Source organism: Paracoccus niistensis (assembly GCF_042432925.1).
GTDB classification, from domain to species: Bacteria; Pseudomonadota; Alphaproteobacteria; order Rhodobacterales; family Rhodobacteraceae; genus Paracoccus; species Paracoccus niistensis.
The window spans coordinates 38,328-52,777 of record NZ_JBHLWE010000005.1 but is presented as its reverse complement, the minus strand read 5'-3'; the positions used below and the strand labels follow the sequence as shown (position 1 = coordinate 52,777).

General features: G+C 65.4%; 16 protein-coding genes and 1 pseudogene. 10 read left to right on the top strand and 7 right to left on the bottom strand.

The features are described 5' to 3' along the window. Nucleotides 1-9: 9 nt before the first annotated feature. From ACFFII_RS01910 to ACFFII_RS01900, 3 genes are all read left to right on the top strand, one after another. Complete coding sequence (locus ACFFII_RS01910; protein ID WP_377697191.1) at nt 10-654, top strand: RNA polymerase sigma factor; 645 nt, start codon at nt 10-12, stop codon at nt 652-654. A 73-nt stretch (nt 655-727) separates the two neighbouring features. Next, nucleotides 728-904 carry a hypothetical protein gene (locus tag ACFFII_RS01905; protein WP_377697190.1) on the top strand — a complete coding sequence of 59 codons (177 nt, stop codon included), beginning with the start codon at nt 728-730 and terminating at the stop codon, nt 902-904. A gap of 59 nt (nt 905-963) precedes the next feature. Then, entirely contained in the window at nt 964-3,300 is a 2,337-nt protein-coding gene (locus tag ACFFII_RS01900; RefSeq protein WP_377697189.1) for a heavy metal translocating P-type ATPase, read from the top strand. 10 nt (nt 3,301-3,310) lie between these two features. Here ACFFII_RS01900 and ACFFII_RS01895 read toward each other — a convergent pair whose 3' ends face one another. After that, entirely contained in the window at nt 3,311-3,532 is a 222-nt protein-coding gene (locus ACFFII_RS01895; RefSeq protein WP_377697234.1) for a hypothetical protein, read from the bottom strand. Here ACFFII_RS01895 and ACFFII_RS01890 point away from each other — a divergent pair. Genes ACFFII_RS01890 through ACFFII_RS01880 form a run of 3 tightly spaced genes read left to right on the top strand, consistent with a single transcriptional unit; the run spans nt 3,449 to nt 5,401 of the window. Then, nucleotides 3,449-3,625: a DUF2933 domain-containing protein gene (locus ACFFII_RS01890; protein WP_377697230.1), complete on the top strand. Its 177-nt coding sequence runs from the start codon at nt 3,449-3,451 to the stop codon at nt 3,623-3,625. The two genes, ACFFII_RS01895 and ACFFII_RS01890, sit on opposite strands and share 84 nt — an antisense overlap. Further along, nucleotides 3,625-4,299 (top strand): methyltransferase family protein, encoded by a 675-nt coding sequence (locus ACFFII_RS01885; RefSeq protein ID WP_377697188.1) that lies wholly within the window; start codon nt 3,625-3,627, stop codon nt 4,297-4,299. The genes ACFFII_RS01890 and ACFFII_RS01885 overlap by 1 nt, the downstream gene beginning before the upstream one ends. 46 nt (nt 4,300-4,345) lie before the next feature. Continuing rightward, entirely contained in the window at nt 4,346-5,401 is a 1,056-nt protein-coding gene (locus tag ACFFII_RS01880) for a type II glyceraldehyde-3-phosphate dehydrogenase (protein WP_377697187.1), read from the top strand. 145 nt (nt 5,402-5,546) lie between these two features. Here the strand turns inward: ACFFII_RS01880 and ACFFII_RS01875 are convergent, their stop codons facing one another. The 3 genes from ACFFII_RS01875 to ACFFII_RS01865 form a co-directional block, all read right to left on the bottom strand. Continuing rightward, on the bottom strand, nt 5,547-6,752 hold the full coding sequence (locus ACFFII_RS01875) for a phospholipase D-like domain-containing protein (protein ID WP_377697186.1): 1,206 nt from the start codon (nt 6,750-6,752) through the stop codon (nt 5,547-5,549). 87 nt (nt 6,753-6,839) lie between these two features. Continuing rightward, entirely contained in the window at nt 6,840-7,301 is a 462-nt protein-coding gene (locus tag ACFFII_RS01870; protein WP_377697229.1) for an SRPBCC family protein, read from the bottom strand. Nucleotides 7,302-7,601: 300 nt separating this feature from the next. Continuing rightward, a complete protein-coding gene (locus ACFFII_RS01865; RefSeq protein ID WP_377697185.1) occupies nt 7,602-7,802 on the bottom strand; it encodes a heavy-metal-associated domain-containing protein in 201 nt (66 codons plus the stop codon). Nucleotides 7,803-7,919: 117 nt separating this feature from the next. On the opposite strand from ACFFII_RS01865, the gene ACFFII_RS01860 reads away from it, so the two are divergent. The 4 genes from ACFFII_RS01860 to ACFFII_RS01845 all read left to right on the top strand — a co-directional run bounded on the left by ACFFII_RS01860 (nt 7,920) and on the right by ACFFII_RS01845 (nt 11,713). Continuing rightward, nucleotides 7,920-8,375 (top strand): c-type cytochrome, encoded by a 456-nt coding sequence (locus ACFFII_RS01860; RefSeq protein WP_377697184.1) that lies wholly within the window; start codon nt 7,920-7,922, stop codon nt 8,373-8,375. 852 nt (nt 8,376-9,227) lie between these two features. After that, nucleotides 9,228-10,757, top strand: coding sequence for a CopM family metallochaperone (copM, locus tag ACFFII_RS01855; RefSeq protein WP_377697183.1), 1,530 nt, complete (start codon nt 9,228-9,230; stop codon nt 10,755-10,757). Between the two features lie 128 nt (nt 10,758-10,885). Further along, entirely contained in the window at nt 10,886-11,305 is a 420-nt protein-coding gene (locus ACFFII_RS01850; RefSeq protein ID WP_377697182.1) for a cytochrome c, read from the top strand. Nucleotides 11,306-11,413: 108 nt separating this feature from the next. Further along, nucleotides 11,414-11,713 carry a MerR family transcriptional regulator gene (locus ACFFII_RS01845; protein WP_377697181.1) on the top strand — a complete coding sequence of 100 codons (300 nt, stop codon included), beginning with the start codon at nt 11,414-11,416 and terminating at the stop codon, nt 11,711-11,713. 42 nt (nt 11,714-11,755) lie between these two features. Here ACFFII_RS01845 and ACFFII_RS01840 read toward each other — a convergent pair whose 3' ends face one another. The 3 genes and pseudogenes from ACFFII_RS01840 to ACFFII_RS01830 form a co-directional block, all read right to left on the bottom strand. After that, nucleotides 11,756-11,965: a hypothetical protein gene (locus tag ACFFII_RS01840; protein ID WP_377697180.1), complete on the bottom strand. Its 210-nt coding sequence runs from the start codon at nt 11,963-11,965 to the stop codon at nt 11,756-11,758. Between the two features lie 153 nt (nt 11,966-12,118). Beyond that, nucleotides 12,119-13,165, bottom strand: coding sequence for an AI-2E family transporter (locus tag ACFFII_RS01835; RefSeq protein WP_377697179.1), 1,047 nt, complete (start codon nt 13,163-13,165; stop codon nt 12,119-12,121). Between the two features lie 247 nt (nt 13,166-13,412). Next, nucleotides 13,413-14,423, bottom strand: a pseudogene (locus tag ACFFII_RS01830) (IS30 family transposase). Between the last annotated feature and the right edge of the window lie 27 nt (nt 14,424-14,450).

Sequence of the window (14,450 nt, the reverse complement as noted above, 5' to 3'; positions counted from 1 at the left end):
GAGGTGACAATGAAGGCTCCCGATCACGAGGCTGAGGCCGGCCAGAGCGTCAAGCCGGCCTCGGATGCCGCCGTACGCCAGACGCTGGTCGATAGCCGCCGGCAGCTTCTGGCATACTTGCGGCGGCGGCTCGGCAGCGCCGACGAGGCCGAGGACGTCCTTCAGAGCTTTGTGCTCCGGGCGCTCTCGAAGTCGGGGGATCTGCGCGATGTCCGAACCGCCCGCGGCTGGTTGAGCCGGATCCTCGCCACCAGCATCGCAGACCATCAGCGGCAGGCCGCACGGCAGCGAGAACGGGAGACGGCCATGAGTCCGGAGCAGTTCGACGGATTGTCCACCGTGCCCGACCCCGAACTGGAGGAGGCGGTCTGCAACTGCCTCTACAAGCTTCTGCCGACTCTGAAACCCGAACACGCCGAAGTGATCTGGCGCATTGACCTGATGGAGGAGACGCGGGAGGCGGTGGCGGCACATCTCGACATCACGCTCAACGCGTTCGGCGTACGGCTGCACCGCGCCCGGCAGGCGCTGAAGCGGCGGCTTGAGGAAATGTGCCTGACCTGTCCGGTGCACGGCTATCTCGACTGCGGCTGCGAGGAGGCCGTACGTGCCCGGCGCCGGTACGCAAATGCCCGCAAGGGCGAAGAGCTGTAATGCGCGCCCCTCTTCCGCGTCCTTTTAAGTGAACCAAGAACCAGGCGCATCGCGCCAGTCGAGGAGAACGACGATGACCACCGAAGTGAAATCAAGCGCCGATCAGGCCACTGGATGCTGTTGCGGCGGAGGCAAGGCCGCCTCAACCAGCACGGCGCAGTCTGAGAAGTTGGCGGCGCCGGCGCCAACCGAAGCGCCGAAAGCGGAGCCAGCAGCCAGCAGCGAGTCGAAGGGCTGCTGCGGCGGCTGATCCCAGTCGGACGCGAGCCCTGGAAAACAGGCTTTGAAGCGACTGCCGGAGGTCGGCCCATGAGCACGGTGACACTGGAGGTCGGTGGCCTCTTCGAGGAACTCGACCATCTCGGGGTCGAGAAGCAGCTGCGGCAAGAGCCGGGCGTGCGCCGGGCGGTGGCCAATCCTGCCTCCGGCAGCGTCACGGTCGACTTTGACCCGGGCGCCACCAGCGTCGAACGGCTACAGTGGATCATCGGTTCGTGCGGTTTTCGCTGTCGTGGCGAGGTCACGCCGCGTCATATCTGCGCCCCGGACGCCGCGTCAGCGCGCGCGGCGCATGAGGGACACGGGGCTGCGCCTGCACGGGACCAGATGGCCCACGAGATGGGCCACGGCGCCGGCATGGATATGGCGGCGATGGTCCGCGACATGCGCAACCGCTTCTGGATCGCGCTCGCCTTTACCGTGCCGCTCTTCATCTACTCGCCGATGGGCGGGATGTTCACGCCCCCGGCGCCGCCCTTCGGATTCGATCTCGACCTGTGGCTGTTCTTCCTCGGGACTGCAGCGATCATTTATCCAAGTTGGCCATTCTTCACCGCTGCCGGGCGAGCGCTGAGCAATGGCGTGCTCAACATGGCGGTGCTGGTGGTGTTGTCGGTCGGTACCGGCTACCTGTTCAGCGTCGGAGCGACCTTCTTCTTCTACGGCGTGCAGTTCTACGAAGCGGTTGCCGTGCTCCTCGTCTTCATCCTGCTCGGCCACTGGCTGGAGATGCGGGCGCGCGCCGGCGCCTCGGCGGCAATCCGGGCACTGCTCGACCTCGCCCCGCCGATGGCGACGGTTCTGCGCGGCGGACACGAAGTCGAGGTGCCGACAGCCGAGGTCCGGGCTGGCGATACCGTGGTGATCCGGCCCGGCAACAAGATCCCGGTCGACGGCGAGGTCCTGGAGGGCGAGTCGCTGGTCGATGAATCCATGCTGACGGGCGAGTCCATGCCGGTGCAGAAGACGCCCGGCGACCTGGTGATCGGTGCCACCATCAACAAGAGCGGCAGCTTCCGCTATCGCGCGACCAAGGTCGGTGCCGATACCGCGCTCGCCCAGATCGTCAAGCTGGTGCAGGAGGCGCAGAATTCCAAGGCTCCCGCGCAGCTCCTCGCCGACCGCGCCTCGCAATGGCTGGTGCTGATCGCCATCGTGATCGGGCTCGCGACCTTTGCGGTGTGGTTCTGGTGGATCGGCGAGTCGCTGCTCTTCGCGCTGACGCTGACGATCACCGTGTTCGTGATCGCATGCCCCGACGCCTTGGGACTCGCCACGCCGATGGCGGTGATGGTCGGCACCGGGCTTGGGGCGACGCATGGCATCCTGTTCAAGAATGCGGGTGCCCTGGAGAACGCCACCAAGCTCGACGTGATCGTCTTCGACAAGACCGGCACGCTGACCATGGGCGCGCCCCGAGTTGTCGGGATCGTCGCGGCTGAGGGTCACCCGGAGGAGGACGCGCTCCGCGCCGCAGCGGCAGTCGATCGCGGCTCGGACCACCCGCTGGCGCTGGCGATCGTTGAACGCGCCAAGGGGCTCGACGTGCCGCAGACCGGCAGCTTCCTCAACCGCGAGGGCATGGGAGCCCAGGCCGAGATCGACGGCGAGACCGTTTTCGTCGGCAATCGCCGTCTGATGGATGCGGAGGGTATCGGCCTCGGAGCGCTGGCCGCCGAGGCTGAACGGCTGAAAGGCGAGGGGCGCACCGTGGTGCATGTCGCGCGTGGCGGCCGCCTGCTGGGCCTGATCGCCATCGCCGATGCGCCGCGGCCAAGCGCCAAGGCCACGGTCGCCCGCCTGCGCGAGCGCAGTGTCGAGGTGGCGATGCTGACCGGCGACAACGAGGGTACTGCCCGCAGGATCGCGGGTGAGCTTGGCATCACGATGGTACTCGCCGACGTGCTGCCGGGCCAGAAGGCCGACAAGATCAAGGAGCTGCAGGCCCAGGGCAAGCGCGTCGGCATGGTAGGCGACGGCGTCAATGACGCACCGGCCCTGACCCAGGCCGATGTCGGCTTCGCCATCGGGGCCGGCACCGACGTCGCAATGGAGAGCGCCGACGTGGTCCTGATGAAGAGCGACCCCTACGATGTCGTCGCCGCCATCGAGCTGTCGCGGGCCACCTTGCGGAAGATGCATCAGAATCTGTTCTGGGCAGTGGCCTACAATGTCGTGGCATTCCCGATGGCGGCGGGTGTGTTCTACCCCTTGGTCATCAGCCCCGAGGTGGCGGCCCTGGCCATGTCGGGCAGTTCGGCCCTGGTGGCCGTCAACGCGCTCCTCCTCAAGCGGACCCGGCTGGACGGGATCGGCAACGGTCGGATTCCGGCCGCCGAGACGGGTCAGCCGTTAGCCGTCGGATGAGCCGGCGTAATCAAAACAAAGGATACGGATCATAGACAGTAATCAACATGAGGGTCTGCGCCGCTTTTTCGCCTCCCCGACCAACCTGGTGCTCCTGGGCTTCCTCGGCGTCGGCGGCTTTTTCCTGATTGCTGAGCACTGGGCACATCTGGTCGGAACGGGACCTCTGCTGCTGCTGTTGCTGCTCTGCGGAGGCATGCACTTCTTCATGCATGGCGCGCATGGAGGCCATGGCGGGCGCCACGGGAATGGGGGCTTGGGCGATCGGACGAAGGACGACAGTGCGCGGGGCGACTCCGGTATCAACCGGTCCGGTGATCAGTGATGACGGACACTGCGCCTGCCTACGGGCTCTGGCTGCTGGTTGTGCTCAACTCGGCCATCTTCATTCTCTTCGCATTCAGCTTCTTCAAGCCGCGGACTGCGCGCGACTGGCGCTCGTTCGGAGCGTTCAGTGCCTTCCTCGTCGCGCTCTTCACCGAGATGTACGGCTTCCCGCTGACGATCTATCTTCTCTCGGGCTGGCTGCAGAGCCGCTATCCGGGAGTTGACTGGCTGTCGCACGATGCCGGCCATCTGCTGGAAATGCTGTTCGGCTGGAAGGCCAATCCGCATTTCGGGCCGTTCCATCTCTTGAGCTTTGTCTTCATCGGCGGCGGCTTCCTCATGATCTCGGCCGCCTGGAGGGTTCTCTACGAGGCGCAGCGCCGGCACGCCCTCGCGACCACCGGCCCTTACGCCTATGTGCGACATCCCCAGTATATCGGCTTCATTCTCGTCCTCTTCGGCTTCCTGCTGCAATGGCCGACCCTCCTTACCCTCCTCATGTTTCCGGTGCTTGTCGTCATGTATTCGCGCCTCGCCCGCGCCGAGGAACGCGAAGCCGTGACTGAGTTCGGCGACGCCTATTCACGCTACATGGCCGAGGTGCCGGCTTTCGTCCCGAAGCTCTTGCCTGCGGCCGGTCAAGGACCCGGCGGCGGGCGGCAATATCCCTAGCTCCTCGCCGCCCTGACCCCTGACAATAGAACTTGGTGAGGACTCAATGAACCCAAATGGAAAAACCCGCGTCGCCGTCAATGGCTATGGCGTCATTGGCAAGCGCGTCGCCGAGGCCGTGGCGCGGCAGGACGATATGGAGCTCGCTGGTGTCGCGGATGTTGCAACCGACTGGCGCCCCCGCATGGCCACGCAGAAGGGCTTCCGCCTCTTCGGCGGTTCTGCCGAGCACATGCAAACCATGCGGGATGTGGGCCTTGCAGTCGAAGGAACTCTCGATGATCTTCTGGATGCGGCGGATCTGGTCGTCGACTGCACACCGAAGCGGGTCGCGGCCAGGAACGTCGAGCTTTATCGGCAGCGTGGCATCAAGTTTATCCTCCAGGGCGGCGAGAAGCACGAGCTGACCGGCCACTCCTTCGTGGCCGAGGTGAACTATGCGGGCGCCCTCGACCGCGACAGCACCCGCGTCGTTTCCTGCAATACCACTTCGACGGTTCGGACCTTGGCCGCACTCAAGCGCGCGGGCCTGCTGCGCCGCGCGCGGGGAACGCTGCTCCGGCGCGCCACCGACCCTTGGGAAAGCCACGAGGGGGGGATCATGAACACGCTGGTGCCCGAGCCGGAGATCCCGAGCCATCAGGGTCCCGATGCCCAGAGCGTCGATCCCGATCTCGATGTCGTCACCATGGCCGTCAAGGTTCCGCAGACGCTTGCCCACCTGCATTACTGGTCGGTGCAGATGAACCGCCGGGCCAGCAAGGAAGAGGTGCTGGATGCCTTTCGGTCCTCCTCTCGCATCGCCCTGATCCGTCTCGAGGCCGGATTGACGGCGCTCAACACGGTCAAGGAGCTGATGGCCGATCTCGGTCGGCCGCACGACAACCTGTATGAGGTCGCGCTCTGGGCCGACATGCTGAAGGTGGAGGGCGACGAGCTCTTCTATGCCTACATGGTGGACAATCAGGCGATTGTGATCCCGGAGACGATCGACGCCATTCGGGCGCTCACCGGATCCATCCGCGAGTCCGGCAGTTCCATCGCCAAGACCGACGCGGCGCTCGGTATTGGCCTGATCGCTGATGCGCTCGGCCAAGGATGAGGGCCGGCACAACTTCGGCGGTGGTCGCGTTGTGGCGGCGGCACGGGTCTGCGCGCTGAACAGGGCAGCGTGCGCACCACGCGCTCGGATCACGATTTCATGAACGAGGATATGCGACGCTCGTGCTTCTTGCGCGCAGCCGCACTCACTGGAGCCGGCGCGTCGCCCGCCCGATTGTCTCCAGCCCGCGCGCACCCCAGCCGCGGCGACGCCACTGAGGCAAGGTCACTTCCGCGGCGTCATCGAGATCCCGCTGGTACTGAGTCCGTAGTGCCCCCGCCAACATCCGGTTGCGCGCCAACATGACGATCTCCTGGTTAACAAACAGGCTGAGATAATCGAGGTTCGCCGACCCGATGACGGCCCATTCTCCGTCAATGACGGACGTCTTGGCGTGCAGCTTGCGCGGCAGATACTCGTAGATCCGCACTCCGGCCCTTAGAAGCGGTTCGAACGCGGCGCGGGTCGCCCAGCCGGCCACCAGCGGGTCGCTCCGCCTGGGTACCAGCAGGCGCACATCGACGCCCCGGCCCGCCGCAGATCGCAGCGCTGTTTCGACGATCGTGCCGGGGCCAAAATAAGGCGAGGTGAGATACACGTGCCGGCGCGCGTTCCTGATCAGGCCGACGTGCAGGCAGGCGAGCCGCTGCTGGCAATGGCGGGAATAGCTTGGCACGAGCAACGCCTCGATACCGGCCATGTCTTGGGGGATAGCCTCGGCGACAGGCTGTCTCCGATGGTGCCAGAGCCGATCGAACAGTGCGGCGGCCAAGGGTGCGAGTTCGCCCCCCACGCGCACGTGACTGTCGCGCTGGCGTGTTTCACCGTGGAGCGCGCGAGAATTAAGGCGTTCGATATTGAAGCCGCCCAGGAACGCCTCCCGATCGTCCACGACGAGGAGCTTGCGGTGGTTGCGCTGCCGGTACTCAAGCGGCCGCCGCAGTCGGAAGGGATGGAACCACCGGAACCGGACGCCAGCGCGTTCAAGTTCGCTCTGCAGAGGTCGGCGGGGCCGGAGTCCTGAACCGAAGCTGTCGAGGTGCATGAATACGTCAATGCCGGCACGAGCCTTCCTGGCGAGCGCAGCGGTGAAGCGAGCAGCCACCTCATCATCTGCAAAGATGTAGGATTCCAGGCGGACACTGCTTTCCGCGCGCTCGATTGCCGCAACCATCTCCTCGTAGAGCTCGTCGCCCTCGGCAAAGAGCCTGAAGGCACCTCGGCCCTCGTTCAGAGCCGGGATACAGATCCAGGCGCCATGCTGCGCATTCTCGTTCTGCGGCTCGGTTTCGCTCTTTTCGGAGGCTTTGTCCCCTCGGATCGAACCTTGTTGGCTACCTCGAATGAACATCCGGTACCTTCGTTTCTGCGCAGGCTCGTTTGCCAGTCCGACGTTGTCCCACCATGACATCCCCAGGACCGAGCCGTTGGGCCCAGTTCAGACCACGTCCCCGGCACGCGCTTCCCGGGCCACAGCGATCATACGCGAAAGACACCAGCGGGCGTAGACCGGAGCGCCGAGCGGCCCGAGCAGGCGTCCCGTGGTGGTTCGCGGCAAATTGTAGGCGATGAACACCCTAACCCGGCTTCCCGGTCCGTCCGGCACAACCTCGAAACCGAGGCGGTAATCGCCAAACATCAGGAGCTTCGGCTCTTCGATGGTTTCCCAGATCTTTTCGCGTGGTGGATGCCGTTCAATGACGCGTTCCACGATCGACAGCGATAGGCCAAGAACAGAGCCGTCCACTCGGATGATCGACCCAACCGCTCGTCCCTCTGCAGCGTCGAGGCGGTAGCGCATGGACCCACCCAGCATCATGGCCGAGGGTTTCGTCATGTGCCGTCCCAGCCGAAGAGGGTTGTCCAGGACCGCAAAGACGGCCTCCGGCCGGGCATCCACGGTTGTCTCGGCAGCCCTTGAGAATGAGTAGCTCACCTGCCTTCTTTCCTTGTGAGCTCTGGACAACAGCACCAACAATCGTCGCAATTCTGGTCACACGCAGCAACAGATGACGCGGGATAGAACCGCCCGCTCAGAGCTCGGATCGCTTCGAATGAGCCGCGGCACGGCTCGGCCTGGCCATTCTGGGACATGTACCCCTGTTTCGCCTCGGTCTGAACTTTGGGACGTCCCTTGAGGTGAACTGGGGACCCGGCGGCGGCGACATTCCCGCTGGATTGAAGTGGTGGATGCGGGTGGTCAGCCGGCAGCCGGCGCCACAGGGTAGCCTGCAACAGCCAAGGCGGCTTCAAACGGCGGCGGCGTCAGATCGGACGACACCTCGACCGTGCGACTGCCTTGATCGATAGCGATACGGGCATCTGCATCGACGGACTCGATGGCACGGGTGACGCTGCGGGCACAGCCGCCGCAGCTCATGTCGGGAATATGAAAGCGCATGAGACCTTCCTTGGCTCCTGTCATGCCTGACAAGATGGGAGCTTCCAGCGCGGGAAGGTCAAGGGACGCTCGCCGCGAAATCTTGACCTTTGCGCGAACCGCCGCAATCTGCCCGGCATGGCTGCAAGACGTTCCAATGCCGGTGGTTTGTTGGCGCGAGGGCTGATCGTTCTGATCATCGCTGGCGTGGCGGCTGGGGCGGTGTGGTTCTCCAGCCGGGCCTCCAACCTGCAGCGCGGAGGTGCGCTTTATGCCGAGCATTGCGCATCCTGCCACGGAGCCGGGCTGGAGGGACAACCGGACTGGAAGATCGCCGGTGACAACGGGGTTCTGCCCGCTCCGCCACACGATGAGACCGGCCATACCTGGCACCATGACGATGCCATGCTGACCGATTACATCCGCCGCGGCGGTCAGGCCGTGCTGGATGACATGGGTGTGGCCATGACATCGGGCATGCCATCTTTCGGTGAGATCCTGGATGACGGCGATGTCGCCGCCATCCTCGCGTTCATCAAGTCGCGCTGGCCTGACCGGATACGCGCTGTCCAGGCGAAACGGAGCGGCGGCTAGGCGCCGCTCGGGTCAGGGACAAGCCTTCGGCCCCTGTCATCGCGGCGGCTACCATGGCGCTGTCGTCGGTCAGTGTGATCGCGAATGCGTCGCCGCTTCAGAGAGCAAAGCTATGCCAGAAGATGTCCTGAGCGGTTGTTTGGTACTGTCTGGCTGGCGGCATCATGTCGCAACCTCGCCGCTTTCGGGTGTCATCTTGCGGTACTAGATGTGATGATAGCATTGACAGATGATCGATGCTTGCCCGCTTCCTGAGGGGCAGGAGGAGAGAGCGGACGGTTTGATGAACAGGGGTGTGGCAAAGGGCATGAGGCTTCGCGGCTGCTGGAGGCAATGGCTGGCAACCGCATGGCTGATCGTGGCTTTCGCCGCCTTGGCTCTGCAGGCCGGCGCCCACGCTCTTCCGGCAGGACACACGGTCCATACCGAGACGGCCATCGCCGCGCGCCTGGACCAGGGCTGCGATCATTCTCATGCGTCGTCCGGCTGTGCCCGGACGATTTCCGGGGATCAGGACGGCTCCAGCGGGAGCGGGCCAGGTTCTCAGGACGACTGCTGCGCCCAGTTCTGCACGATCACCGCCCTTCTGCCCGAGAGCACGGAGGCTCATCCGCCTTCCAACGTTGAGGCCCCTCGCAGCATCCTGGCAGACCGTCTGGGGCGGATGCCCGAGGGGATCCTGCGGCCACCACGTTCATCCGCTGCCGCGTGAAGGCGTTGCGGACCCGAGAGGTCCACGCCTTCCGGCTGCTTCGGCCGACAGGCTGATAACGTCCTTCGGACATCAACGATCACTGGGGACCGCGCGTGTGCTGTGTGATGCCGCGTTTTCCCCGACATGGATGAACAGCAATGAAACGAACTGCAATCGCCCTTTCCCTTGGCCTCGCGGCGGGGCTGCCGACTGTTGCCCTCGCCCAGGTCGGGCATGACACCCACCACCCTGCACAGGCGCAGGAACAGGCCGCCCCGCCTGCCGCCTCGACGATGCCGATGTCGGGCATGCCGGACCAGATGCAGACCATGATGCAGGCCATGCCTGCCGAGTGCATGAGCGCCATGCAGCAGATGATGCAGGCCGGGATGATGCACGGTGCGGCCGATGCGTCCAAGGCTGCCGGAACGGCCTCAGCCGACGGGAACGTTCCCGACTTCACCCGCGCCTATGTGGACTCCATGGACGCGATGCACGGGCCGATGATGGAAGGCGTCAGGGCCGATGACCCCGACACGGCCTTCGTGCGGGGCATGATCCCGCATCACCGGGGCGCGATCGACATGGCCCGGATCGTGCAGCAGCACGGCGACGACCCGCAGACCAGGGCGTGGGCCGAGCAGATCATCGCCGCGCAGGAGCGCGAGATCGCCGAGATGGAAGCCTGGCTGAAGGCGAAGGCCCACCCCGAGGCCATCGACTTCGGCCAGACCGGCGGCACTGTCTGGTCCGCCGACGAAGGTGGCAACACCCTCAGTGCCATCGATCTGGGAACGGGATCCGTGACCGCGGTGCCTCTGCCCGTGTCGCCCCACAACGTCGATCTGACGCCGGACGGGCGCTTCCTGCTGGCGGTCGGCACACCGGCGAGTGGCGGCCACGGGGACGACGGTCATGATCATGCCGACAGCGGTACTGTCGGCGGCCTTCTGGTGGTGCTCGATCCCAAGGATCTCTCGAAACAGGCGACTACGGTCGAGGTCGGCTCGCATCCCGCCCATGTGGTGGCCGACCGGCAGGGGCGTGCCTTCGTCTCGCTGTCGGGCAGCGACGAGGTGGCGGTGGTCGATCTGGCGCAGGGGACCGTCGCTACCCGCATCGAGACCGGCGCCTCTCCGCATGGGCTGCGCCTCAGCCCCGACGGGGCCGAGCTTTACGTCGCCAATGTCGAGGACGGCTCGGTTTCGGTCATTGACACGGCCAGCCTCACCGAGGCGGCACGCATTCCGGTGGGCGCGGCGCCGGTCCAGGTAGGCTTCACCCCAGACGGCGGGAAGGTCTATGTCTCGCTGCGCGACGAGAACCGGGTCGCCGTGATCGACACCGCCACGCGCGAGGTCACGGGCCGGATCGAGGTCGGTCCCAATCCGATCCAGATGATCGCCACCCCCGATGGCAGGCAGGTCTATGTCGCCAACCAGGGGACCGAGGCCACGCCGAACGATACCGTGTCGGTGATCGACACGGCGGCCGGCTCGGTTGCCAAGACGCTGAAAACCGCTCCTGGCGCGCATGGCGTGTCGGTCTCGGCGGACGGTGCCTTCGTGTTCGTGACCAACATCGCGGACGACAGTGTTTCGGTCATCGACGTCGCGCGCCAAGAAGTCGTCGGATCGGTGCCGGTGGGCGACCGCCCGAACGGGGTCGTCTATGGGGCGTCAGACTGACCGGATTGTGGAAGCCGGCGCCGGGCTCCCCGGCGCCAGTCCGATCAAGTCATCGTATCAAATTCAGGCCTCTCCGGCACCGCTCGCGCGGCTCTTCCTCTGCGCGAGCCGATCAGAGGAAAGAGATCATGCGAACTGTTTATGTTGCGGCGATTGCCGCGATTGCCACAGGCGGTGCCTGGTGGCTCTGGGGCCAATCCGATGCCGGAAGGCCGCCAGAAGAGGGTCAGGCTCTTGTTGCTGTGACCCTGCCGGCCACGTTGTCACCCGAAGCCAAAGCCGGTCAGCAGGCCTTCGCCGCCAACTGCGCATCCTGCCACGGCCCCGATGCCGAGGGGCGGGCGGGAATTGCACCACCGCTCATCCACAAGATCTACGAACCCAGCCACCACGGCGACATGGCTTTCGTCCTGGCAGCTCGCAATGGAGTGCGTGCCCATCACTGGCCGTTCGGAAACATGGCCCCGGTTCCGGGGCTCACGGACCCGGAGCTGGCCGGCATCATCCGCTTCGTGCGAGAGGTTCAGGTTGCAAACGGCATTCGGTAAACCGCTGATCTTTGGCAACCTGGTGCCGATTGACGGCCTGTCCAGGCTGGCTCGGACGCAACCGTGGTCAGCGTGCACGTGGCATCCTTCAGGGCAAAGGGGACTGGAATGAACATCGTCGAAGCCGCCCGTGCCTCGGGTCTCATCCCGAAGGCGATCCGCTATCAAGAGGAGATCGGTCTTGTGACCCCGGAGCGCAGGCCGAACGGCTACCGCCATTTCAGCCCCGATGATGTCCACCGGTTGAAGTTCCTGAGCCGTGCACGGCAACTCGACTTTTCGCTGCAGGACTGTCGTAATCTCCTGACGAGCCGCAGCAGCGCCAACGTGCGCGAGATCGCCGCGCGCCATCTTGCCCAGGTCGTGGAAAGGTTGGCTGACCTGTCGCAGCTGCGTGTAGCCTTGTAGCATCTCGTCCAGAGTTGTGCCGGCGACGGGCAGCCGGGGTGCTCAATCCTCCATGCGCTGGCAGGAGATTGCCCGGACCCGAGCCGGCTCTAGCCGCAGTTCCGCTCCGCCTGGACGGCGGGGATGCGGTCGCGTCGAACTCGACTTGATGAACGCGAGGATGGCGGCGAGAGCCAGCATGCCCCATGTCATGCGGACGTCCATGTTATCCAGGACGACCTCGCTACCCCAGCGGATATAGTCCGTCAGCATCGTGTCATCATGGCGCCAAATATCGCCGGATGCGTCATGCAGCGAACAGGGAGAACCCCCGCTTGCACTCGATCCTACAGCGCTTCGTCAAGAGAGATGAGAGTGCATCTTGCGCTCCCTCTCCAGAGCGCCGGCCTCAGCAACACCTTCCGATCAGTTCTGCTCGTCCACGAACAGCAGCCACACGGCGACGAACAGGGCCGCGATCAGCGGGCCGATGACGAAGCCGTTCATGCCGAACAGCGCCAACCCCCCGACGGTCGAGACCAGGATCAGGTAGTCCGGTAGGCGCAGGTCCTTGCCGACCAGTTGGGGGCGCAGCAGGTTGTCGATGGTGCTGATGACCAGAACGCCCACTGCCAGCAGCAGAATGCCCCGTCCATAGGCGCCGGTCATCAGCAGGTAGACCGCCACCGGAACCCAGACGAGCGCCGCGCCCACGGCCGGCAGCAGCGACAGAAAGGTCATCAGCGCCCCCCACAGCAGGGCCGCGCCGATCCCGAGCAGCCAGAACGTCACGCCGCCGATTGTTCCCTGGACCAGCGCGATGGTCAGGTTGCCCTTGACCGTCGCCTTCACCGCCGAGGCGAAGCGCTCGAAGATCCGCCGGGTGTGGCTGTCGCTGAGCGGGCTGGCCCGCCGGAGGACCGCCGCGATCCGGGGTCCGTCGCGGAACAGGAAGAACAGTACGTAGAGCATGATGCCCAGCCCGACCACGAACTGCGCCGTGCTTTGGCCGATGACGACTGCCTGCGCCGCAATGCCGCGCATCATTTGACCCAAGACCGAAGTGACGCGGCGCTGCAGCTCGGAAAGATCGTCCATGCCGAGGAACGCGAGTCCGTCGATAACGAAGTCGGGCAGCAGGTCGGAGAAGTGCTGCAGTCCGGACGCAAGGTGGAATCCGGGCGTGCCGATGCGCGCGTAAAGGCTTGATGCTTCCCGCACCAGCGAGGCGAGGAGGATCGCCGCCGGGATCACGGCGAGGCAGATGCAGGCCGCGAGACTGAGCGCCGCGGCAAGATTCTGGCGCCCGCCCGAGTAGCGCAGCAGACGCCGGTGCAGCGGATAGAAGAGGATCGCCAGGATGATCGCCCATAGCAGCGCGCCGTAATAGGGCAGCAGCAGCCACATGAAGGCCAAGGTGACCAGCACCACGGTGGAAACGAAGCTGATGCCTTCGATTGTTCGGCGCTGCATCGGATGGCCCATGTGCGGCGGTTGTGGTGGCGACCCGGGCGGGCCGGGCGGGCCGGGAGATCGGGCCGTCACGGGGAAGCGGCATCTTCCATTGCCGTGATGGATGGCTGCCGTTCTAGTCCGCGATCCGGCCCGCGATCAATCCGCGATGGCCGCGCTATGCCGGTTCCATCTCGGATGCAACACGACGGTGCCGGCAGCCGGGCAGGGCGGAGACCTCCGCCATCGCAGCCCTGACCGGCTGCCCTCAGGCACGCCCTCCGGTGAGCAGCTGTTCGCGGAACACCTCGCTTGGCGTTCGGAAGCCCAAGCACTTGCGCGGGGTGGCATTCATGCGTTCACACAAAGCGCGCAGCGCCCGCGGCGGCAGGCGCAGCAGCACCGCGTCACGGGGCAGCCAGCGCCGGACACACTGGTTCGTGTTCTCGACCGTGGGCTTCTGCCAAGGTGCCTGCGGATCGCAAAACCAGGCCTGAGCCCCCAGGCCGCGCTCCAGCTCACGCTAGGAGACGAACTCCCGGCCGCGATCGAAGGTCAGGCTCTGCCGGGCCTTTGTGGGCAGAGGCGCCAGCATGTTGATCAGGCTGTTTATCAGTGGACCCGAACGGCGATCGTTGTTGCGCCACAGCACCGTGTAGCGGCTCACCCGCTCAACCATGCAGGCGACATTCGCTGACCCGTGCTCCTTGCGGAAGATCATCAGGTCGCATTCCCAATGGTCGAAATCCTCCCGCCGGTTCACCGCAGCCGGGCGATGCCGGATCCCGCATCTCTCTGGGAAAACAAGGCTTCTGGGCTTGCGGCCGTAGCGCGGCTTGCGCTGACGGCGGCGCGCCAGAAGATGACGGGCCAGTTCCTGGGACTGTCCGTCCGCCGAATAGACATAGCGGTAGATCGTCTCGTGGCAGACCCGCGGCCGACTGCTTGCAAGCTTCAGCCGACCAGCGATCTGCTCGGGCGACCAGCCTTCCTTGAGGCGGTCGAGCACGGCCGCGCGCAGGCCCGGATGCCGGATCAGCTTGCGCTGCCGCGCCCGCCGCGCGGCCGCAAGCTGCTGGGCCGTCACATGCCAGTAGCCCGTGGCCATCGGGACCTCGGGATCATGCCAGAAGTTGCGCCGGATCTCGCGATGGATGGTCGAGCGGTGACGGCCAAGCTGCGCCGCGGTCTGCGCGATGCTGATCTTCTGGTGCAGAAGCCTGGCCAGGATGCGCCGCTCGTCGAGGGTGAGGCGGGGTGCCAAGGTCCGGTCCTCCATGCCGCAAACGCCAGCCAGAATAGGGCT